The sequence below is a fragment of the Nocardia sp. NPDC003693 genome (genome assembly GCF_053981095.1).
The window spans coordinates 1-20,764 of the sequence record NZ_JBSFNO010000046.1 but is presented as its reverse complement, the minus strand read 5'-3'; the positions used below and the strand labels follow the sequence as shown (position 1 = coordinate 20,764).

General features: G+C 69.9%; 22 protein-coding genes. 16 read left to right on the top strand and 6 right to left on the bottom strand.

From position 1 onward, the window contains the following. Positions 1 to 17 precede the first annotated feature (17 nt). Entirely contained in the window at positions 18 to 248 is a 231-nt protein-coding gene (locus ACWDOP_RS33630) for a glucose PTS transporter subunit EIIB (RefSeq protein ID WP_454203039.1), read from the top strand. 5 nt (positions 249 to 253) lie between these two features. After that, positions 254 to 703 carry a PTS sugar transporter subunit IIA gene (locus ACWDOP_RS33625; RefSeq protein WP_456348281.1) on the top strand — a complete coding sequence of 150 codons (450 nt, stop codon included), beginning with the start codon at positions 254 to 256 and terminating at the stop codon, positions 701 to 703. Between the two features lie 42 nt (positions 704 to 745). Here the strand turns inward: ACWDOP_RS33625 and ACWDOP_RS33620 are convergent, their stop codons facing one another. After that, positions 746 to 1,480 (bottom strand): GntR family transcriptional regulator, encoded by a 735-nt coding sequence (locus tag ACWDOP_RS33620; RefSeq protein WP_456348280.1) that lies wholly within the window; start codon positions 1,478 to 1,480, stop codon positions 746 to 748. 49 nt (positions 1,481 to 1,529) lie between these two features. Continuing rightward, entirely contained in the window at positions 1,530 to 1,880 is a 351-nt protein-coding gene (locus ACWDOP_RS33615; RefSeq protein ID WP_456348279.1) for a hypothetical protein, read from the bottom strand. An 85-nt stretch (positions 1,881 to 1,965) separates the two neighbouring features. On the opposite strand from ACWDOP_RS33615, the gene ACWDOP_RS33610 reads away from it, so the two are divergent. Further along, positions 1,966 to 2,931, top strand: coding sequence for a quinone oxidoreductase family protein (locus ACWDOP_RS33610; protein ID WP_456348278.1), 966 nt, complete (start codon positions 1,966 to 1,968; stop codon positions 2,929 to 2,931). Between the two features lie 157 nt (positions 2,932 to 3,088). Here ACWDOP_RS33610 and ACWDOP_RS33605 read toward each other — a convergent pair whose 3' ends face one another. Further along, positions 3,089 to 3,724, bottom strand: a complete 636-nt coding sequence (locus tag ACWDOP_RS33605) for a TetR/AcrR family transcriptional regulator (protein ID WP_456348277.1) — start codon at positions 3,722 to 3,724, stop codon at positions 3,089 to 3,091. Positions 3,725 to 3,777: 53 nt separating this feature from the next. On the opposite strand from ACWDOP_RS33605, the gene ACWDOP_RS33600 reads away from it, so the two are divergent. The 3 genes from ACWDOP_RS33600 to ACWDOP_RS33590 all read left to right on the top strand — a co-directional run bounded on the left by ACWDOP_RS33600 (position 3,778) and on the right by ACWDOP_RS33590 (position 8,128). Next, positions 3,778 to 5,229, top strand: a complete 1,452-nt coding sequence (locus ACWDOP_RS33600; protein WP_456348276.1) for an FAD-dependent monooxygenase — start codon at positions 3,778 to 3,780, stop codon at positions 5,227 to 5,229. Positions 5,230 to 5,572: 343 nt separating this feature from the next. Beyond that, entirely contained in the window at positions 5,573 to 7,114 is a 1,542-nt protein-coding gene (locus ACWDOP_RS33595) for an NERD domain-containing protein (RefSeq protein WP_456348275.1), read from the top strand. 201 nt (positions 7,115 to 7,315) lie between these two features. Further along, a complete protein-coding gene (locus tag ACWDOP_RS33590; protein WP_456348274.1) occupies positions 7,316 to 8,128 on the top strand; it encodes a hypothetical protein in 813 nt (270 codons plus the stop codon). 86 nt (positions 8,129 to 8,214) lie between these two features. Here ACWDOP_RS33590 and ACWDOP_RS33585 read toward each other — a convergent pair whose 3' ends face one another. Then, positions 8,215 to 9,201, bottom strand: a complete 987-nt coding sequence (locus ACWDOP_RS33585; RefSeq protein WP_456348273.1) for a heme o synthase — start codon at positions 9,199 to 9,201, stop codon at positions 8,215 to 8,217. A 569-nt stretch (positions 9,202 to 9,770) separates the two neighbouring features. On the opposite strand from ACWDOP_RS33585, the gene tkt reads away from it, so the two are divergent. The 9 genes from tkt (at position 9,771) to ACWDOP_RS33540 (ending at position 18,874) form a co-directional block, all read left to right on the top strand. Beyond that, entirely contained in the window at positions 9,771 to 11,915 is a 2,145-nt protein-coding gene (tkt, locus tag ACWDOP_RS33580) for a transketolase (RefSeq protein ID WP_454203028.1), read from the top strand. A gap of 7 nt (positions 11,916 to 11,922) precedes the next feature. Beyond that, positions 11,923 to 13,056, top strand: coding sequence for a transaldolase (gene tal / locus ACWDOP_RS33575; protein WP_456348272.1), 1,134 nt, complete (start codon positions 11,923 to 11,925; stop codon positions 13,054 to 13,056). A gap of 2 nt (positions 13,057 to 13,058) precedes the next feature. Then, complete coding sequence (gene zwf / locus ACWDOP_RS33570; protein WP_456348271.1) at positions 13,059 to 14,624, top strand: glucose-6-phosphate dehydrogenase; 1,566 nt, start codon at positions 13,059 to 13,061, stop codon at positions 14,622 to 14,624. Continuing rightward, positions 14,621 to 15,529: a glucose-6-phosphate dehydrogenase assembly protein OpcA gene (gene opcA, locus ACWDOP_RS33565; RefSeq protein WP_456348270.1), complete on the top strand. Its 909-nt coding sequence runs from the start codon at positions 14,621 to 14,623 to the stop codon at positions 15,527 to 15,529. Before zwf ends, opcA begins: the two co-directional genes overlap by 4 nt. Beyond that, complete coding sequence (gene pgl, locus ACWDOP_RS33560) at positions 15,522 to 16,256, top strand: 6-phosphogluconolactonase (RefSeq protein WP_456348269.1); 735 nt, start codon at positions 15,522 to 15,524, stop codon at positions 16,254 to 16,256. Before opcA ends, pgl begins: the two co-directional genes overlap by 8 nt. A 144-nt stretch (positions 16,257 to 16,400) precedes the next feature. Next, a complete protein-coding gene (locus ACWDOP_RS33555) occupies positions 16,401 to 16,853 on the top strand; it encodes an NUDIX hydrolase (protein WP_454203023.1) in 453 nt (150 codons plus the stop codon). Then, a complete protein-coding gene (locus ACWDOP_RS33550) occupies positions 16,854 to 17,549 on the top strand; it encodes a L,D-transpeptidase family protein (protein WP_456348268.1) in 696 nt (231 codons plus the stop codon). 29 nt (positions 17,550 to 17,578) lie between these two features. Next, positions 17,579 to 18,229: a carbonic anhydrase gene (locus ACWDOP_RS33545; RefSeq protein ID WP_456348267.1), complete on the top strand. Its 651-nt coding sequence runs from the start codon at positions 17,579 to 17,581 to the stop codon at positions 18,227 to 18,229. 225 nt (positions 18,230 to 18,454) lie between these two features. Next, complete coding sequence (locus tag ACWDOP_RS33540) at positions 18,455 to 18,874, top strand: VOC family protein (protein WP_454203020.1); 420 nt, start codon at positions 18,455 to 18,457, stop codon at positions 18,872 to 18,874. Positions 18,875 to 18,893: 19 nt separating this feature from the next. On the opposite strand, the gene ACWDOP_RS33535 is transcribed toward ACWDOP_RS33540, so the two are convergent. Continuing rightward, positions 18,894 to 19,541: an ADP-ribosylglycohydrolase family protein gene (locus ACWDOP_RS33535; protein ID WP_456348311.1), complete on the bottom strand. Its 648-nt coding sequence runs from the start codon at positions 19,539 to 19,541 to the stop codon at positions 18,894 to 18,896. 66 nt (positions 19,542 to 19,607) lie between these two features. Next, positions 19,608 to 20,333 carry a hypothetical protein gene (locus tag ACWDOP_RS33530; protein ID WP_456348266.1) on the bottom strand — a complete coding sequence of 242 codons (726 nt, stop codon included), beginning with the start codon at positions 20,331 to 20,333 and terminating at the stop codon, positions 19,608 to 19,610. 199 nt (positions 20,334 to 20,532) lie between these two features. Here ACWDOP_RS33530 and ACWDOP_RS33525 point away from each other — a divergent pair. Further along, a partial coding sequence (locus ACWDOP_RS33525) for a hypothetical protein (protein WP_456348265.1) occupies positions 20,533 to 20,764 on the top strand: 232 nt, incomplete at its 3' end.

The following is a 20,764-nucleotide window of genomic DNA, read 5'->3' as shown; positions in this document are numbered from 1 at the left end:
ACACGCACGGAGGAAAGATGTCGAAAGTCGATCAGATCGTCGCCGGACTCGGCGGCACCGCCAACATCGTCGAAGTCGAGGGGTGCATCACCCGGCTGCGCGTCGAGGTGAAGGACGCCTCCCTCGTGAACGAGAAGGACCTCAAGGCGGCGGGCGCGCACGGCGTGGTCAAGGCCGGCGCCGCGGTCCAGGTCGTGGTCGGCCCGACCGCCGACGCCCTGGCCGAAGACATCAACGACCTCCTCTGAGCCCGATGAGCACACAGATTCTCGCGCCGCTGCCCGGCACCGCGATCCCGCTGTCCGAGGTGCCCGACCCGGTGTTCTCGGCCGAGATGGTCGGCGCCGGCGTGGCCATCGAACCGCCCGACACCGACGACGACATCACGGTGGTGGCTCCCGTCGCGGGCACGATCGTGAAGCTGCACCCGCACGCGGCGGTGATCCTGACCGACGCGGGCGCCGGCGTGCTTCTGCACGTGGGCATCGACACCGTCGGCAAGACCGACCTGTTCCGGCTGCAGGCCGCCGAGGGCGATCGCGTGGAGGTGGGACAGCCCCTGGTGACGTTCTCCCCCAACGCGGTTCGCCGTATGGGCCTGAGCGCCGCCGTGCCGGTCGTGGTGATGGACACCGCGCCGGGCTCGGCCCGCGACGCGGCGACCGGAACCGTGGACACGGGTGCGACGCTGTTCTCGATCTGAGGTGGTGACGCCTCGAGCCCCGGTCGCGAAATCGACCGGGGCTCAGTCGTTCTGGTTGCCGTCGCCGGCGGAGACGGTCATGTAGACCTGGTAGCGGTCGGCGCGGTACCAGGACTGGGCATGCTCGACACAGCGGTCGCGCGAATAGGATTGGCGATCGAACGCCAGCAGCGGCGAGCCCACGTCGGTGCCCAGCCAGCCCGCGCCGCGCTCGTCGGCGGCCACCGCGCGCACCGTCTGGTCGGCGCGGTCGATCGGGCAGTCGTATTCCTTGGCCAGCAGCGAGTACAGCGACTGCGTGAGGTCGTGCTCGAGCAGGCCGGGCAGCAGGTCGGCGCGATACCAGCCGTCGTCGATGGAGATCGGCAGGCCGTCGGCCAGGCGCAGGCGCACCAGGTGAAAAGCCTTGTCCTCGATGGAGAGTCCGAGCGCGGCGACCGTCGCGGGCGGCGGCGGCGCGAGATCGGTGTGCAGCACCACGGTGCTGGGGGTGCGGCCCAGGCGGCGCATGTCGTCGCTGAACGAGGCCATGTGCAGGCGCGAGCGGGCCACGCGTTCGGCGACGAAGGTCCCCTTGCCCGGAACCCGGGTGATCACGCCCTCGGAGTCGAGCTGGCCGAGCACCTCGCGCACGGTCATGCGGCTGACGCGGTAGTCGTCGCAGAGCTGGCGTTCACTGGGCAGCATCTCGCCGGGGCGCAACTGGGAGCACAGCGTAGTCAGCGCGGAACGCAACTGCGCCTGTTTCGTCACTCGGCCCGACACGGCATCCTTCACTTGTGCACGCTCCCGCGCCCGGCGGGAGCGGTGACTTGTGAGCAGGGACCTACTTCTCGTTGCGCGCCTTGGGGAATCGCTTCTGCTTGGCGACCCAGCCGGCCATCTTCGCCCAGTGCCCCTTCGCCGGGGTGACCAGGTTCACGAGTTCACGATTCCATTCATCGGCCTCGGTGAGCCCGTCCACGACCTCGACGAGTTCCTTCGCGGTGGCCAGATCGCCCACCATGCGGTCGCCGAGCACGCCGTCCTGACCGACCAGGGTGACGCGCACACCGATACGGCCGACGGGCTGCAGCACCGCGGTGGCGGAACCGCCGTGGTCGGAGACGAATCCCTTCACCGAGTCGACGACGGACGGCGACAGCTTGACGGGTGCCGGGGCAGCGGTAGTGCTCATGCCCGCAGTTTACCCATGGGTAGATCGAAGTCCACGAACGGCGGCCGTCGTCCGCCCGGTCGCACGCCGGGTGTAGAAACGACTCATGCGCGCCATCCAGGTTTCCGAGCACGGTGGTCCCGAGGTCCTGCGCACCGCACAGGTGCCCGATCCGCAGGCCGGGCCGGGGCAGTTGCTGGTCGAGACCGAGGCGATCGGCGTGAACTTCATCGACACCTACATCCGCACCGGGCGCTACCCGCAGGCGGTGCCGTACGTGCCCGGCTCCGAGGGCAGCGGCGTGGTGCTCGCGGTCGGCGCCGGGGTCACCGACTTCCGGGCCGGGGACCGGGTGGCGTGGGCCGCCGCGCCCGGCAGCTACGCCGAGCAGGTCGTGGTGGACGCCGCGGTGGCGATTCCGGTGCCCGCGGGTGTGGAGCCCGCGGTCGCGGCGTCGGCGCTGCTGCAGGGCATGACGGCGCACTACCTCATCGAGTCGGTCTACAGGCCCGAGCCGGGCGAGACGGTACTGGTGCACGCGGGCGCGGGCGGGGTCGGACTGATACTGACCCAGCTGCTGGCCGCGCGCGGGGTGCGGGTCGTCACCACCGTGTCCACCGACGACAAGGACAAGCTCTCGCGCGAGGCGGGCGCGGCCGAGGTGCTGCGCTACGACGACGAGATCGCCGCGCGGGTAAGGGAACTCACCGGCGGCGCGGGTGTGGCGGCGGCCTACGACGGCGTCGGGGCCTCCACCTTCGAGGCGAGTCTGGCGTCGCTGCGCGTGCGCGGCACCCTCGCGCTGTTCGGTGCGGCCAGCGGGCCGGTGCCGCCCTTCGATCTGCAGCGCCTCAACCCGGCCGGGTCGATCTTCGTCACCCGGCCGACCCTGGTGCACTACACCCGCGATCGCGCCGAATTGCTGTGGCGCGCGGGCGACATCATGAACGCCATCGCCGACGGGACGCTGTCGATCCGGGTCGGGGCGACGTATCCCCTCGCGCAGGCCGAGCAGGCGCACCGCGATCTGGAGGGGCGCAAGACCACGGGATCGATTGTCCTGCTGCCCTAATCGGGCGTATTCGGCTGATCGACCGCCGGGAACTGAACGACCGCCGAACTCGGCTGTTTCGTAGGGCCGCCCTGATCCCCGGTCGCGAGATTGCCGGCGCCCCGCGTGCCCGTGCCCACATCTGTACGCGACAGCGCGGATCATGCCCACGGCGCGGTCAGTAGTCCCGGCCGGTGAGGCCGCGGTAGGTGAAGCGGGTCAGGGCGTCGATCGCTTCCTGGTCGGTGAGTTCGATCGCGCCTTCCTCCACGGCCTGGAGCAGGCCGGTGGCGAGCAGGAACATCATGGCGAGACTGGTGTCGACGCTGCCGGGCAGTTCCAGACCCGCGGGCCCGAACCCGTCGACGTGGTCGGCCATCTCCGTGCGCTGCTGTGTCCCGAAATCGGCCGCCATCCGGGCGAACTCGGCATTGACCAGGCCCGCCTGGTTCACCGCGCGCATGACCGCCCAATTCTTGCGGGCGAAGCCCCAGTACTCGGCCAGGTGGTAGCGCACCGCGTCCGGATCGGTGAAGTCCGGATTGTGCTCGGGCCGCTCGGCCGCTGAATCACCCTCGTCGGCAAGGTCTTTCAGCAGCGCCTGGAGCAGTTCCTCCTTGCTCGCGAAGTGGTTGTAGAACGAGCCCGCCGAGCGCCCCGCCGCCGCGGTGATGTCGGTGATCTTGGTGTTCAGATAGCCGCGCTCGGCGAACAGCCCGCGCGCGGCGGCCTTGAGCGCCTGTTCGGTTTCCGTCGACTTCTCCCGGCGTCGCCCGGCCACGCACACCACCTCCTTGACAGCGGAAAGTACCACCCACAATACTGAATCTACATTCAGTGAATCTAGATTCAGTAATTGGAGTCGTCATGTCAGTGCAGGTCCTCATCGCCGGCGCCGGTCCCACCGGCCTCACCCTCGCCATCGACCTCGCCCGGCGCGGCGTGCCGGTGCGCGTCATCGACCGCGCCGCCGAGTTCTTCGACGGCTCGCGCGGGGACGGGATCCAGCCGCGCACGCTGGAGGTGTTCGACGATCTCGGGGTCCTGGCGGCGGTCCTGGCCGCCGGTTCGCCGCAGGCCACCCTGCGGGTGCACATCGGCGGTGAACACGTCATGGACCGGCGGATGACCGCGTGGCGGGAGCCGACTCCGGCCGTGCCGCAACCGAATCCGTGGGTGCTCGGGCAGTCCGACACCGAACGACTGCTGCGCGAGCGGCTGGCGGACTTCGGGGTGCGGGTCGAACTCGGCACGGAACTGACCGATTTCACCGCCGACGCGGACGGGGTGAGCGCCACCCTGGTCCGCGGCGGCGAGTCCGAGACCGTGCGCGCGGACTACCTCGTCGGCGCGGACGGCGGGCGCAGCACCGTGCGCAAACGGCTCGGCATCGCCTTCGAGGGCGTCACCGACGAGTCGGTGCGCATGCTGCTCGGCGACGTGCGCGCCGACGCCCTCGACCACGGGTTCGGCTACTGGTTCGCCCGGCCGGACGCGCCGATGGACGGCATCGCGCTGACCCCGCTGCCGGGCGGACGGCACTTCCAGTTCGCCACAGCCGTATCCGGGGACGGCGACGCGAATCTGGCCGTGCTGCAACGGTATGTGCTCGAGCGCTCGGGGCGTTCGGACATCGAGCTCGCCGACCTCGGCTGGGCGACGGTGTGGCGGCCCAATACCCGCCTGGCCGAACGGTTCCGGGAGGGCCGGGTGCTGCTGGCCGGGGACGCCGCGCACGTGCATCCGCCCACCGGCGGGCAGGGCCTGAACACCGGGGTGCAGGACGCCTACAACCTGGGCTGGAAACTCGAAGTCGCACTGCGCGATCCCGGAGCGGAGAGCGAGGCGCTGCTCGACTCCTACGCGACCGAGCGCCGGGCGGTGGCGGCGCGGGTACTCGGGCTCTCCTCGGACCTGCTGGACAAGGCGGTGCAGGGTGATCCGGACGCCATGGATCGGGAGGGTACGCATCAGCTGGACCTGAGCTATCGGATGCTGTTCCCGGACACCGGTTCCGCGGATCTGCGCACCGGTGACCGCGCGCCCGATGCGCCACTGGTGACCGGTGACGGCCGGAATGTCCGGTTGTTCGACATGTTCCGGGGACCGCACGCGACGCTGCTGATATTCGGCGACGGTGCGCCGGCGCTCGAATCCTTCGGGGTGCGACCGCACCTCGTCCGGGTCGTGCGGCCCGGGGCACGGAGCGAGAACGTGCTGATCGACGCCGACGGGCACGCCGCCCGCGCCTACGACGCCGCCGACGGCACCCAGATCCTGGTTCGCCCTGACGGATACGTGGGCGCGCGCACGCACTGATCGGGTATCCGCCCGGATGATGCGGGTCCTGATCGGGGTCATCCGCCCGGCAGCGCCGTGTCATCCGGATCAGCGCAACGGGGTTCGAGTCACGCGGTGGAATGCCCACGGCCTCTGCTCGGGGTGTCGGGCGCGGACCCGCGAACGCGCCCCGGCCGGACCCAGACCGATTCCAGCAATCGGTGAGTTGCCCTCCCCCGGCGCGTCGTTCGGCGAAAGCGTGCAGAATGATCTTGCTGCACCGCAAGACGATTCGCCACGTCCGGTCACGGGACGCCGTAAGGTTGTCGCGGCGTTCGTTCGGGCGGGCGGCAGGTAGAGGCATCGGTCAGAGGTGGTTCGCATGTTGGTGAAGGTCCGAAACGACGACCCGTCGCGGTTGTCGGCCACCGAGCGCACCGTCGTGAACTGGCTCAAGTCGTGGAGCGGCCCGCACGCGGTGCCGGGCATCGCGATCGTGCAGTGCCAGGACGCGGACGTGGTGGTGTGGACGCCGCAGACCAGTGTCGTGGTCGGCGTGCACGGTTTCACCGAGCGGGTCACCGGCACCCTCACCTGCGCGCAGGACGAGCCCTGGACGATCGACGGCAAACCCGCGCCCATCGACGGGGACGCCAATCCGCTCGAGCGGGTGCGGCGCCAGACCGCCGAGCTCGCCCGCCAGCTGAGATCCGCGCCCGGCCGGGAGGAAGTGCCGGTGAGCGGCTTAGTGCTGCTGTGCCCGCAGCTGGGCAGCCGGATCAAACTCGAGAAGGGCGAACTGCCCCCGGGCATCGACGTCCTGATCGGCGACGGCCCCTCCTCCCTGCGCAACTACTTCACGACGATCGCCGAGGGCGCCGACCCGTCCTGGGACGCCGCCCAGGTAGGCCAGGCCCTGGGCGCGCTCGGATTCGCCGCCGCCGCAACCTATTCCGACCTGGTGTCGGAAGGCTTCCCCCCGCCAGAGTCCGCGCGCACCTCCCCTCCGCCGCTGGCGGCCGCCCCGACGGTCAAGGTGCCCTCGGTCCCGGTCCAGCAGGATCCCCCGCCCGCCCCGCCGCAGCCCGCCGCCGAGGCCCGTTCCGGCAGTGGTGAATCCGCGCCCGGCAAGCCCGCGGACGAAGCGCCGCAACAGGAGCCGGAGAAGTCCGGCTCCTCCGGCAAAGGCAAGGCAGCCGCGGGCGGTGTGATCGCCGGCGGCGCGGCGGCCGCCGCCGCGGTAGCGGCCTACCGCCACCTGACCGGCGGCTCCTCCCCCTCCGATCGCCCCGAACGCACCCCCGACCCACAGGGCCCCGCCGGCCCGCCTCCCACCCAGCCGGGTCCGGGCGCACCCCCGGGCCCCGGTGCCCCCCACGGCTCCGGCCAGCCCCAGGGCCCGGGCGTCAACCTCGGCCGATCCCAGCCCGCTGGTCCCCAGGCCCCCGCCGGTCCCCAGGGCCCCGGCCAGGCCCTGGCGTACGGTGCCCAGGGCCCCGGCGCCCCCCAGCAGCCGCGCCCCCAAGCGCCCCAACGCAATCAACCCCCCGTTCCCCCGAACGCACCCCCGACCGCCCCGGTGGCCAACCCACAGGCCCCCTACGCCGCGGCCCCCACCCGCCCCACCGGCGGCCCGGGCTTCCCCATCTGGAACACCCCCCAGTCCACGACCCACCCCACCAAACCCCGCCGCCGCAAGGACATTCCGATAGTCGGCGCGATCGTCCTGGTGTTCCTGATCCTGCTCATCGCCGCGATGTGCACCGGCCGCACCACCTCGACAAAAGACGACGACACGAACACCCCCACCCGCCCCACCACCTCCCAGCGCACCACGACCCCCGGCGGTTCGACCACCACCGACCCCACGATCCCGAAGACGACGATCCCCCCGGCCTGCTTCCCCCTCGACCCCAACTGCTGACCCCTCGGCCGATTCTGCGACTCCACCCACGTCCGGCGACAGTCGGAACGTGTTCGAGCACTGTCCGGCACTCGGACGGCCCACGCCACCTCCTCGCCCAACCGGCGGTGCGCGCGACCCACCGGCACGCGCGGCTATGTTCTTCGTGGTGATTGTTCGGGGCGGGCCGAGAAGAGAGTGGGTGCCATGCACTGGGATCAGATGACCGACACACCCGAGGATCTGCGGCGGCGGGCCACGCGGCTGCGGCGGGGTATGGGGCAGTTGGGGGTGCTGGAGTCGATCATCGACGCGGCGGAGGGGCCCTGGCTGGGGATCATGGACGCGGACGGGCGGGGGACGGCCGAGCTGCGCATGCATCTGGCGGGGCGGTACCGGGTGTCGGCCGCAGTGACCAGTGCGGGGAAGCTGAGTCTGGTGCACGTCAACGACCTCACGCGGCGGCGGTCCGAGCGGGTGCTGTCGGGAAAGACGTTGCTGCGCAAGGGCTGGACCGAGGCCGAGCCCATGCCCAAGCAGCCCGAGTGGCTCGAATACGTGGTGTCGTGGGTCGAGAACGTCAGCGGCGAGGTGGACCGCCGCGTGGTGATCGAGTGGCGGCTGCTCGGCGCGGACCGTCGGCTGAACAGCCTGAACGACACCATCGCGGGCATGCGCGCCAGCCTCGACGAGCAGGTCCAGGTCCGCGACGCCCTCGCCGCCGAGGTGGCGGACCTGCGCGGCGAGCTCGAGGCCCTGCCCCCGGCCGGCCCCGAGGCCCGCACGATCGCCGCGCCCGAGCCCGAGCCGGACGCCGCCGAGGCCGTCGCGGACGTGGAGGCGAACACCGCCGATGTCCCGGAGGCCGCAGCCGCCGAGACCACTGAACCCGGCGTCTCTCCCACGCCGTCCACCGAGTCAGAACCCGCGACGGCCGCCTCCTCACCCGAGCGCCCCGAATCGTCCGGCTCGGACTCCTCCGAGGATTCGAGCACCCACCCCGGCGCGGACCACGCCGTGACCGCTCACAGCTGAACCACCCGGCGCCCTCGGGCACCGCAAAACGCGAACCGCCGCCGAGCACGTGCTCGGCGGCGGTTCGCGTTGTATCGGCTCGGGCGTCAGCCGAACAGGATGCTCCCGATCGTGTTCCACCCCATCACCGAGTCGACGGCAAGACCGCAGAACACGATCGCCAGGTAGTTGTTCGACTGCAGGAACAGGCGCAGCGGCTTCACCGGCTCACCGCGGCGCACGCCCGAGTAGAGCTGGTGTGCCATGAGCAGGAACCAGGCGCCCGCGGCGATGGCCACCGCGGCGTAGATCGCGCCGGCGGCCGGGACCAGGGCCAGGGTGGCCAGCACGGTGAGCCAGGTGTAGATGACGATCTGCTTGGTGACGACCTGTTCGGTGGCGACCACCGGCAGCATGGGCACGCCCGCCGCCTTGTAGTCCTCCTTGTAGCGCATGGCCAGCGCCCAGGTGTGCGGCGGCGTCCAGAAGAAGATGACCAGGAACAGCACGATGGCGGGCCAGGCGATGGTGCCGGTGACCGCGGACCAGCCGACGAGCGCGGGCATGCAGCCCGCCGCGCCGCCCCACACCACGTTCTGCGAGGTGCGGCGCTTGAGGCCGAGGGTGTAGACGAAGACGTAGAACAGGATGGTCGCCACGACCAGCGCGCCCGAGAGCAGGTTCGCCTGCCACCACAGCCACGCGAACGAGCCGAGGCCGAGCGTGATGCCGAAGATCGCCGCGTTGCGGGTGGGCACGGCCTCGCGGGCCAGCGGCCGCTTGGAGGTCCGCTTCATGACCTTGTCGATGTCGGCGTCCGCGACGCAGTTCAGCGTGTTGGCGCTGGCCGCACCCATCCAGCCGCCGAACAGCGTGGCCAGGATGAGGCGAATGTCCACGGTGCCGCGGTCGGCGAGCAGCATGGTGGGAATCGTTGCCACGAGCAGCAGCTCGATGACGCGCGGCTTGGTGAGCGCGATATAGGCCAGGACCCGGCGGGTGCCGGCTGCCAGCGGTCCACTGCCCGTGACGCGCTCAGCAAGCACCGTCCCGGAGGTGCCGTGAGCGCCACCCGGCTGTTGCCCAATCCGCACTGTTTCTCCTCGCACGCCGTGCACTTGATCCGGTCTCGACCAGCAGCGCGCTCGGCCGTTTCCCTGCGTGCGGGCCCCGGCGGCGCGGCTACTACTACACGGAATGGTAGACCCACGCCGAGCTATCGCTAATTCGCCCTCTGTGTCCGCGGCCTCGGCTCGGCTCCGGCGTGCCCGCGGCCGCCGGTGTCCCGTTCAGGTCGGTTACGGACTTTCGCACTCGGCGCGGACCTCCCGGAAACGGGTCGCGGGCACCCGTTCTCGTGCGTGTCCGGGACGCGTGAAGTCGGCCTGCCCTGGGCATTTCGTGATTTTTCCACCGGGTACGCCCGGGCGTGTCACGCATCGCGGTGCCGTCGCGCGGTCACGGGCAGGTCCGCGCCCGGACACGAACTCACGACACGGCGGCCGGTGAACGCGGGTTCCCGTATAGCGCGGAAACGGCCCCCTTTAGGGTGGTAGTAGTCCGGTGCGCTGTCGGATGCTCGTGTCGGCGCATCGCGCATCCCCCCGCCAGCGAAGCCGCCGACAACCTCAGTGTTCACGAGAAGGTCAGGAGAACCTCGGTCGTGTCAGTCACAGACGACATCCGCGCCCTCACGCAGCCGCATCACCCCACCGACTGGAGCGACCTGGACACGAAAGCCGTCGATACGGCGCGTGTCCTGGCCGCCGACGCGGTCCAGAACGCCGGAAACGGACATCCGGGCACCGCGATGAGCCTGGCGCCGTTGGCGTACACGCTGTTTCAGCGCATCATGCGGATCGATCCGAGCGATCCGGAGTGGGTGGGACGCGACCGTTTCGTGCTCTCCTGCGGCCACTCCAGCCTGACCCAGTACGTGCAGCTGTACCTGGCCGGTTTCGGTCTGGAGCTGAACGATCTCGTCGACCTGCGCAAGTGGGGCTCGCTCACCCCGGGCCACCCGGAGTACCGGCACACCGCGGGCGTGGAGATCACCACCGGCCCGCTGGGCCAGGGCCTGGCCTCGGCGGTCGGCATGGCGATGGCGGCACGGCGTGAGCGCGGTCTGTTCGATCCCGAAGCGGCACAGGGCGAGAGCGCCTTCGACCACTTCATCTACGTCATCGCCTCCGACGGCGACATGGAAGAGGGCGTCACCTCCGAGGCGTCCTCGCTCGCGGGCACCCAGCAGCTGGGCAACCTGATCCTGTTCTACGACGACAACCGCATCTCCATCGAGGACGACACCCGCATCGCCTTCACCGAGGACGTCGCCGAGCGCTACCGCGCCTACGACTGGCACGTGCAGGTCGTCGAGGGCGGCGAGAACGTCACCGGCATCGAGGAGGCCGTGGCCGCCGCGCAGGCCGTGACCGACAAGCCGTCGATCATCCTGCTGCGCACCATCATCGGCTTCCCGGCCCCGAACAAGATGAACACCGGCGCCTCGCACGGCGCCGCGCTGGGCAAGGACGAGGTCGCCGCCACCAAGAAGATCCTGGGCTTCGACCCGGAGAAGAACTTCGACGTGGACGCCGCTGTCATCTCGCACGCTCGCACCCAGGTCGCCGATCGCGCCAAGGCCGCCAAGGCCGCCTGGCAGGATCAGTTCGACGCGTGGGCCGCCGCCAACCCGGAGAACAAGGCGCTGTTCGATCGACTGTCGACCCGCAGCCTGCCCGAGGGCTGGGCCGAGTCGCTGCCGTCGTGGGACGCCGATCCCAAGGGCATGGCCACCCGCAAGGCGTCCGGCGCGGTGCTGGCCGCCCTCGCCCCGGTGCTGCCGGAACTGTGGGGCGGTTCGGCCGACCTCGCCGAGTCCAACAACACCACCATGCCGAACACCCCGAGCTTCGGCCCGGAGACCATCTCCACCGGCATGTGGAAGGCCAACCCGTACGGCCGCACGCTGCACTTCGGTGTCCGCGAGCACGCCATGGGCTCGATCCTCAACGGCATTGCGCTGCACGGCCCGACGCGTCCCTACGGCGGCACCTTCCTGGTGTTCTCCGACTACATGCGGCCCGCCGTGCGCCTGGGCGCGCTCATGCGCACCCCGGTCACCTACGTGTGGACCCACGACTCCATCGGCCTGGGCGAGGACGGCCCGACGCATCAGCCGATCGAGCACCTGGCCGCGCTGCGCGCGATCCCGGGCCTGAACGTGGTGCGCCCGGGCGACGCCAACGAGACCGCGCACGCCTGGCGCGTCATCCTCGAACGTGACTCCGCGGAACGGCATTCGCACTTCTCGGTGTCCGAGCCGCCGCACCAGGACGGCCCGTCCGCGCTGGCGCTGACCCGTCAGGATCTGCCGATCCAGGAGGGCACCTCGTACGAGGGCGTCGCCAAGGGCGGCTACGTGCTGGCCGAATCCTCCACGGCCACACCGCAGGTCATCCTGATCGGCACCGGTTCGGAACTGCAGCTGGCGGTCGAGGCGCGCGCTACCCTCGAGGCGCAGGGCATCGGCACCCGCGTGGTGTCCATGCCGTGTGTGGAGTGGTTCGACGCGCAGGACCAGGCGTACAAGGATTCGGTGCTGCCGCCGTCGGTCAAGGCGCGCGTCACGGTCGAGGCCGGAATCGCCATGCCGTGGTACCGCTTCGTCGGCGACGCCGGTGAGATCGTCTCGATCGAGCACTTCGGCGCCTCGGCCGATTTCAAGACGCTGTTCCGCGAGTTCGGCATCACGACCGACGCCGTGGTCGCCGCCGCCACCCGCTCGCTCGCCAAGGTGAAGGGATAGTCAGAACATGACCCAGAACGCGAATCTCGCGGCGCTGTCCGCCGCCGGGGTTTCGGTGTGGCTGGACGACCTGTCGCGCAATCGAATTCAGTCCGGAAACCTCAAGGACCTGATCGATACCCGCAGCGTCGTCGGCGTCACCACCAACCCGTCGATCTTCCAGGCCGCGCTGTCGCAGGGCCACGACTACGAGTCCCAGGTGAACGAACTCGCCGCCCAGGGCGCGGACGTCGACACCACCATTCGCACCATCACCACCGATGACGTGCGCGCGGCCTGCGACGTGTTCGCCGATGTCTTCGCCGCCACCGGCGGCAAGGACGGCCGCGTCTCGATCGAGGTCGACCCGCGCCTGGCGAACGACGAGGACGGCACGGTGGCCCAGGCCATCGAGCTGTGGAAGATCGTCGACCGGCCCAACCTGTTCATCAAGATTCCCGCCACCGAGGCCGGTCTGCCGGCCATCTCGCGGGTCATCTCCGAGGGCATCAGCGTGAACGTGACGCTGATCTTCTCGGTCGAGCGCTACGTCGCGGTGATGGGCTCGTACCTGGCGGGTATCCGCAACGCCAAGACCGCCGGGCACGATGTGGCCAAGATCCATTCCGTCGCTTCGTTCTTCGTCTCGCGCGTGGATTCGGAGATCGACAAGCGGCTCGAGGCCATCGGCTCGGACGAGGCGCTGGCGCTGCGCGGCAAGGCCGGTCTGGCCAACGCCCGCCTGGCGTACGCGGCCTACCAGGACGTGTTCGACGGCGGCGACCACACCTCGGTGTTCGCGCAGCTGCGGTCCTCCGGCGGCGCGAACGCCCAGCGCGCGCTGTGGGCTTCGACCGGCGTGAAGAACCCGGACTACCCGGACACCCTGTACGTGACCGAGCTGGTGGGCCCGAACACGGTGAACACCCTGCCGGAGAAGACCCTGCAGGCCGCCGCGGACCACGGCGAGATCACCGGCGACACCCTGTCCGGCACCGGACCGGAGTCGCAGGCGATCTTCGATCAGCTCGCCGCCGTCGGCATCGATCTGGCCGACGTGTTCGATGTGCTGGAGTCCGAGGGCGTCGAGAAGTTCGTGACGTCCTGGCAGGAACTGCTCGATGCCACAACCGAGCAGCTCCGGGTAGCAGGAGGCAACTGACGGTGGCAGCCCGCGCGGCGGCAAAGGTCACGAAGGGGAATCCGCTCCGCGATGAGCGGGACAGCCGGGTACCCCGGATCGCTGGACCTTGCAGCATGGTGATTTTCGGAGTTACCGGTGACCTGTCGCGGCGCAAACTGCTGCCGGCCATCTACGACCTGGCGAACCGGGGGCTGCTGCCCCCGGGTTTCGCCCTGGTCGGATTCGCCCGCCGGGAGATGACCGACGAGGAGTTCGCGGCGCTCGTGCACGAGTCCGTGAGCTCCTCCTCGCGCACCCCGTTCCGGGAAGAGGTGTGGCAGCAGCTGCGGGACGGATTGCGTTTCGTACAGGGCACTTTCGAGAACGACGCGGCCTTCCATCGGCTCGCGACGACCTTGAAGGACCTGGACCGCGATCGCGGCACCGGCGGCAATCACGCCTTCTACCTGTCGATTCCGCCGGACGAGTTCCCGGTGGTGCTGGACCAGCTGTCGAAAAACGGTCTGGCCCAACCGGGTATCGCCCCGCAGGGTCAGCCGCCGGCGTGGCGGCGCGTCATCATCGAGAAGCCGTTCGGCCACGACCTGGACAGCGCGCTGGATCTGAACGCGCTGGTCAATCGAGTGTTCCCGGAGTCGTCGGTGTTCCGCATCGACCACTACCTGGGCAAGGAGACGGTGCAGAACATCCTGGCGCTGCGCTTCGCGAACCAGCTGTTCGATCCGATCTGGAACGCCAACTACGTCGACCACGTGCAGATCACCATGGCCGAGGACATCGGCCTGGGTGGGCGCGCGGGGTACTACGACGGCATCGGCGCGGCCCGCGACGTGATCCAGAACCACCTGTTGCAGCTGCTCGCGCTGACGGCCATGGAGGAGCCGGTTTCCTTCCAGCCCAAGCAATTGCAGGCCGAGAAGATCAAGGTCCTGTCGGCGACCAAGCTGGTCGAGCCGCTGGAGCAGACCAGCGCGCGCGGGCAGTACACCGCGGGCTGGCAGGGCAGCGAATCGGTCGTGGGCCTGCTGCAGGAGGAGGGTTTCGACCCGAATTCGCGCACCGAGACCTACGCGGCCATCACCCTGGCGGTGGAGACGCGGCGCTGGGCCGGGGTGCCGTTCTACCTGCGCACCGGAAAACGCCTGGGCCGCCGCGTCACCGAGATCGCGGTGGTGTTCAAGCGCGCCCCGCATCTGCCCTTCGATCAGACCATGACCGAGGAGCTGGGGCAGAACGCGCTGGTGATCCGCGTGCAGCCGGACGAGGGCATCACCATGCGATTCGGGTCCAAGGTGCCCGGGTCGTCCATGGAGGTCCGCGACGTGAACATGGACTTCAGCTACGGCGAGGCCTTCACCGAGGACTCCCCCGAGGCGTACGAGCGGCTCATCCTGGACGTGCTGCTCGGCGTTCCCTCGTTGTTCCCGGTGAACGAGGAGGTCGAATTGTCTTGGCGCATCCTCGATCCCGTGCTGGAGCAGTGGGCCGCGACCGGTAAGCCGGATCCGTACGAGGCCGGCACCTGGGGCCCGGAGTCGGCCGACGAGATGCTCGCGCGCAGCGGGCGGGAATGGCGGCGGCCGTGATCATCGACATGCCCGACACCGACACCCGTGAGGTCTCCAAACGGCTCATCCAGCTGCGCGAGGCCAACGGCGTGGTCACCATGGGCCGCGTGCTGACCCTGGTGGTGTGCACCCTGGACAGCTCCGAGGCCGAGGACGCGATCGACGCCGCCAACGACGCCAGCCGCGAACACCCCTGCCGGGTGATCGTGCTGGCGCGCGGGGATCGCAACGCCGCGACGCGGTTGGACGCCCAGATCCGCGTGGGCGGGGACGCGGGCGCGGCCGAGGTCATCGTGCTGCGGTTGCAGGGCGAGCTGGTCAGCCACGAGAGCAGTGTCGTGATCCCGTTCCTGCTGCCCGACACCCCCGTGGTGGCGTGGTGGCCGCGCGGGGCCCCGGAGTTCCCGTCCAAGGATTCGGTGGGCCGCCTGGCCACGCGCCGCATCACCGACGCGACGTTCGCGCCGGATCCGCAGGGCACCATCAAGAAGCGGCGCGCCTCCTACGCCTCGGGTGACACCGATCTGGCGTGGAGCCGCATCACCTACTGGCGGGCCCTGCTGGCCGCCGCGCTGGACGAGGCGCCGTTCGAGGCCGTGGAATCGGTGACGGTGTCGGGTCTGCGCGACGAGCCCGCGCTGGACATGCTGGCGGGCTGGCTGGCCGCGCGCCTGGACTGCCCGATCGTGCGCCGCACCGGTGAGCTCAAGGTGGAGGTCAAGCGCCCGACGGTGTCCATCTCGATCGCCCGCCCGCAGCACGGCCGCACCGCGACCCTGACCCGCACCGGTGAGCCGGATCAGCGTTTCGCGCTGGCCCGCCGCGAGACCCGGGACTGCCTGGCCGAAGAACTGCGCCACCTCGATGCCGACGTGATCTACGCCGAGGCCCTGACCGGAATCGAAAAGGTGAACTATGAGTGAGCCCGTCGTCGAAACCTTCGCCGGTACCGAAGAACTCGTCATGGCCGCGGCCGCGCGCTTCGTTGCGCTGGTCGTGGAGGCGCAGCGCCTGCGCGGGTCGGCCTCGGTCGTGCTGACCGGCGGCGGCAACGGCATCGGGCTGCTGGAATGGGTCCGCAAGGCGCCGGGCGACATCGACTGGTCCAAGCTCGACGTGTTCTGGGGCGACGAGCGCTATCTGCCCGCCGGCGATCCCGAGCGCAACGAGTTGCAGGCCCGCCGGGCGCTGTTGGATCACGTGCCGGTCGATCCCACGCGGGTGCATCCCACCGAGACCTCCAGCGGCGACTACCCGGACGTGCTCGAGGCGACCGGTGAGTACTCCGCGGCGGTGCACGCGCACCTGGCGCAGTACGGCGCGTTCGACGTGCACCTGCTCGGAATGGGCGGCGAGGGGCACATCAACTCGCTGTTCCCGCACACCGACGCGACCCGCGAGGACCGCGAACTCGTTGTGGCGGAGACGCATTCGCCCAAGCCGCCGGCCGTGCGCATCACCCTGACGCTGCCCGCCATCCGGCGCTCGCGGCACGTGGTGCTGATCGTCGCGGGCGAGGCCAAGGCCGCCGCGGTCGCCGCCGCGCTCAATGGCGCCTCGCCCCTGGACATTCCGGCCGCGGGCGCGATCGGCAGCGAGTCGACCACCTGGCTGCTGGACACCGCGGCCGCGAGCGACCTGCCCGGCTGACGGAGTTCGATCCCGGAACCGGTCCCGTTCCCGGGGCCGGTTTCGCGCTTTCCCGGGGGCGACGCCGTACCGACTCGCGCCCGGGCACACCGGTGATCATCCCGTTCGCGCCGTCCGCGCGGCCGGGCTGGAAGAATCCGGTCAATGACCTACCTCAGCCACGTCGACGTTCTGCTCATCGCCACCCGGGGCGATGAGGTGCTGCTCGCCCGCCGGGCCAACACCGGCTACTCCGACGGGTTGTGGAATCTGCCCTCGGGCAAACTCGACGCCGACGAGGACCTCGAGGCCGCCATGATCCGCGAGGCGGCCGAGGAACTCGGGATCACCCTCACCCGCAAGGACATTCGCATGGCGGCCAGCCTGCACGTGCGCACCCCGGACGAGGTGGGCCGGGTCGGGTTCTTCTTCCACGCCGACCGCTGGGTGGGAGAGCCCTACAACGCCGAACCGGACAAGTGCTCGGACCTGCGGTGGTTCCCCATCGATCAGCTGCCCGCGGACACCGTGCCGTACACCAGCGCCGGGGTGGACCTGTACCTGCGCGGGGAGAACTTCGGCTTGTACGGGTGGCCGACACCGCTAGCGGAGCGCTGAATGCGCCTGTCCGCCACCCGCGCCCGCGCGGCGCGGGCCGCAGTCGCGGTGGGAGCGGCGCTGCTGGCGTTGATCATGCTGCCGCGTCCCGCCTCCGACGCACCGCCCTTCGATCCCGGACGGGTGCCCGGATCCCAGGTGGTGTGGGTGACCGCCCGGGCCGGGGCTTCGCACGCGATGCTGGAACTGTGGGAGCGAAATCGCCTGCGCGAGTGGAAGCAGACCTTCGCGGTACGGGCCCGGGTCGGCGGCGAGGGCATCTCCGAGCACGCGCGCGAAGGCTCGGCGTACACCCCGCAGGGCATCTTCCCGCTGACCGAGGGTTTCGGCAGGCGGCCCGCTCCGGCGGCGCGGCTGCCGTACCTGGACGTCGGCTCGTCCGACACCTGGTGGTGGGTCTCGGACACCGAAAGTCCGTACTACAACCAGCGATTCCGCTGCGCCGAGACCGCGTGCCCGTTCGACACCGCGGCCGGTGAGAACCTCGGGCGCACCGGGGAGGCGTACGACTACGCGCTGGTCATCGACTACAACCGGGCGCCGGTGGTCCCCGCCGCCGGTTCGGCGTTCTTCCTGCACGTGGCGACCGACGGGCCGACGGCGGGCTGCGTGGCGGTCTCGGCGGATGTGATGCGCAGCCTGCTCACCACGCTGCATCCCGATCACCAACCCGTAATAGGCATGTACGCCCACTGAATCCGGCTCGAGCTGCCATGCTGAGGACCATGGCGCAGACCGACCCGATCGGCGCGTGGAAATCTCTGCGCGCCGGCAATGAGCGTTTCACCAGCGGTACCCTCGAACATCCCGGTCAGGGCGCGGCCGAGCGCGCGAAACTCGTACACGGACAGCAGCCTTCGGTCATCCTGTTCGGTTGCGGAGACTCCCGCGTTGCCGCCGAGCTGATCTTCGATCAGGGCCTCGGGGACATGTTCGTGGTCCGCACGGCCGGGCACGTGATCGACTCCTCGGTGCTCGGGTCCATCGAGTACGGCGTCGAGGTGTTGCGCGTGCCGCTGATCGTCGTGCTCGGGCACGACAGCTGCGGCGCGGTGAACGCGACCATCAAGGCGCTGGACGGCGGCGACGTGCCCGGCGGGTTCATCCGCAGCATCGTCGAGCGGGTCACCCCGTCCATCCTGATCGGCCGTGCGGAGGGGTTGACCGGCGTCGACGATCTGGAGGCCAGGCACGTGGTGGAGACCGGGCGGTTGCTGGTGGAGCGATCGATGGTGGTCTCGCGCGCGGTCGCGACCGGCAGTTGCGCCATCGCATGCGTGACATACGAATTGGCCGACGGCAGGGCGCGCCTGCACCGGGTGATCGGCGACATCGGCGAGTCGGCGACGCTCAACGATCCCGACCCCACGGAGTGATACCGGCCGCCCGCTCGGTTGCCGGACCCCGCGGACCGCGCTGACGGCCGTGTCCCGTCCACGGGTACCCTCGGCAGCGAATCTCTCTCATCGTCGCTGAACAGCGAGCCCGCGGGCGCTCTCACCGCCCGAAATCCGTTCCGCGCGAATCTGTGCCACGTCGGCTACATTGCTCGGCGTATTCCCCCTCAGCGTTCCGATCGAGCTAGACAGAGAGTAGAGAAATTGAGCAGCGGCAAGGACCTCGCACTGACCCACGTCAGTGTGCTCGTCGGCAATCAGCGCGAAGCCCTGGAGTTCTACCGCGACGCCATCGGCCTGGAGGTCCGCCAGGATATGCCGTTCGGCAAGGCCCGCTGGCTGACGCTCGGTCCGGCGAGTCAGCCCACGATCGAGTTCCTGCTCGAGGTGCCCGAGATGGTGCCCAATGACGGTGTGCAGCAGGGTGCGCGCACCCGGATAGCCACCGGCGCTCAGGGCACCCTGATCTTCGGCACCGACGATGTGGACGCCACGTTCGAGCGTCTCGAGGGCGCCGGGGTCGAGGTGGCCCAGCGGCCCATCACCCAGCCGTACGGGGTGCGCGACTGCGGATTTCGCGATCCCTGGGGCAATCACCTGCGCTTCTCCCAGCAGATGCCATGATCCGGGCCGGTGCGAATCTCTAGCCCAGCCAGCTCGGCAGGGGTTCGCACCGCTCGCGCCAGTGGTTCGGAAGTCCTGAAACCCCCAGCCGCGCACCGAGAATCCCGCCGACGATGGCGCATGTGGTGTCCATGTCCCCGCCCGCCGCCGCCGTCCGCCACAGGGCCTCCGTGACCTCGTCGCCGGCCCATACCCCGGCCGTGATCCAGAGGCAGAACGGCACGGTGTCCGGCGCGGAGGTTTCGCTTCCATTGCCTAGCAGCGCAACGACTTCCGTGAGATCCGCCGATCCCGGCAGGGTTGCCGCAGTACCGATACGCTCGCGAACCACCCCCGCCGGAGTGCGCTCGGCGACGGTCTCGAGCAACTCCCGTCCCCGCAATCCCGGCTGCGATACGCCCAGCGCGGCGGCGACGGCCACGGCGACGGCTCCGGCGATGCCCTCGGGATGGGTGTGGGTCACCGTCGCCGACGCGGCCGCTTCCGCCGCCGCCCGCTCGAGATCGTCCGCGAAGTACGCGCCCACCGGCGCGACCCGCATGGCGGCCCCGTTCCCCCACGAGCCTCGCCCGTCTCGCGCCGCACCTGCCAGCTCACGCCAGTCGGCGTCGCGATCGCGGATCAGCCGCAGGATGCGAGCCGTCCCCGGCCCGTACCACCGGTAGATGTCGTGTTTCGGCCGCTGCCGAATACCAGCTCGTCGGCACCGATTCCGTCTCGGCCGTGCGACGGGCTAATTCGGCATCCGAACCTCGGGCGGACCCGTGTACTCGGTGAGCCAGAAGTCCTTGACGTCGAGGGCATGCACACTGAACGCCGCACCGAACACCGCCGCGCACACGATGATCGACGCCGCCGCGATTCCCGTGGTGCCGCGCACTCCCCGCTGTCGGCCACGTCGTGTCACGACCGCCACCAGGGCCGTCGTCACGACGGCGGACAGCAACGCGGACAGCAGCGACCGCATCGTCAGGTCCGGCGCCGCGAGCCGCACCAGGTAGTGCGCGAGGGCTTCGCGAGGGGTCTCGGTCATCGCCAGCGAACTCCATTCGGCAGCGGCGGTGGCGATTTCGCGCGCGACGACCCAGAACACTCCGAACAGCACCACGGCCGCCACCGCGCCCCACCCGAGTGCCGTCGCTCGCGGAACGGAAACCGCCACGCGCGTCAGCACTCCCGCCGCGAGTCCGGCCGCCGCCACTCCCACCGCCAACGGCACCACCAGCAGTTGCGTGAAGATCGAGCACTCGGGCCAGGCCAGCGCGGCGATGTCGAGGGCCTCCAGCCGCCGGCCGACGATCACCCCGGTCACCACTCCCCCGACCGCCGACAGCACTGCGACCAGAAGTACCCCGAAGCCGACCCACGGTAGGCACCGGCGCAGCCATTCCAGCTCGGCGCTCGCACCGGACGCGGAGCGAGGTCGGCCGTGGCCGGTTTCAAACAGCGAATCACTCACTTCGCCACCGCATGTCAGGTGAATAGGCGGAGATGGGGTGAATAGCGAAGAGGGATTCGGCGGGCTCAGGAGGCGCTCGATAACACCCGACATTTCGGGGGGCAATTTTGTCGCGCAAAATAGCCGATTGGCCCGAATTGCGTTGTATATCAACAGAATTGGTCTATTCATGCTCGCTATGAAGGAGTAGAATAGGGGTATGAATTCGAGAGAGGTACCCACCATCGCGACGAGTGCCAAAGCACTCGCCGCCGCGGTGGAGAACCTGCTCGAATTACCGATGTACTCAATGCCCGATGGCGAGGTCATCGAGGTTATGCAGGAGCTCGAGACCACTTTCCGCAAGTTGGAGGCGGTGAAGCAGCGGTTCGCTCTCGAGTGTGGAGCGCGAGGCTTGTCCTCCGCAGCGGGTGTGAAGAGCTTGATTCTGT

Coding starts and splice junctions, on each gene's coding strand:
- ACWDOP_RS33630 (WP_454203039.1), top strand. CDS start 18: ATGTCGAAAGTCGATCAGATCGTCGCCGGACTCGGCGGCACCGCCAAC.
- ACWDOP_RS33625 (WP_456348281.1), top strand. CDS start 254: ATGAGCACACAGATTCTCGCGCCGCTGCCCGGCACCGCGATCCCGCTG.
- ACWDOP_RS33590 (WP_456348274.1), top strand. CDS start 7,316: ATGACCGACACACCCGAGGATCTGCGGCGGCGGGCCACGCGGCTGCGG.
- ACWDOP_RS33615 (WP_456348279.1), bottom strand. CDS start 1,880: ATGAGCACTACCGCTGCCCCGGCACCCGTCAAGCTGTCGCCGTCCGTC.
- ACWDOP_RS33545 (WP_456348267.1), top strand. CDS start 17,579: ATGGCGCAGACCGACCCGATCGGCGCGTGGAAATCTCTGCGCGCCGGC.
- ACWDOP_RS33550 (WP_456348268.1), top strand. CDS start 16,854: ATGCGCCTGTCCGCCACCCGCGCCCGCGCGGCGCGGGCCGCAGTCGCG.
- ACWDOP_RS33595 (WP_456348275.1), top strand. CDS start 5,573: ATGTTGGTGAAGGTCCGAAACGACGACCCGTCGCGGTTGTCGGCCACC.
- ACWDOP_RS33610 (WP_456348278.1), top strand. CDS start 1,966: ATGCGCGCCATCCAGGTTTCCGAGCACGGTGGTCCCGAGGTCCTGCGC.
- pgl (WP_456348269.1), top strand. CDS start 15,522: ATGAGTGAGCCCGTCGTCGAAACCTTCGCCGGTACCGAAGAACTCGTC.
- ACWDOP_RS33600 (WP_456348276.1), top strand. CDS start 3,778: ATGTCAGTGCAGGTCCTCATCGCCGGCGCCGGTCCCACCGGCCTCACC.
- ACWDOP_RS33555 (WP_454203023.1), top strand. CDS start 16,401: ATGACCTACCTCAGCCACGTCGACGTTCTGCTCATCGCCACCCGGGGC.
- tal (WP_456348272.1), top strand. CDS start 11,923: ATGACCCAGAACGCGAATCTCGCGGCGCTGTCCGCCGCCGGGGTTTCG.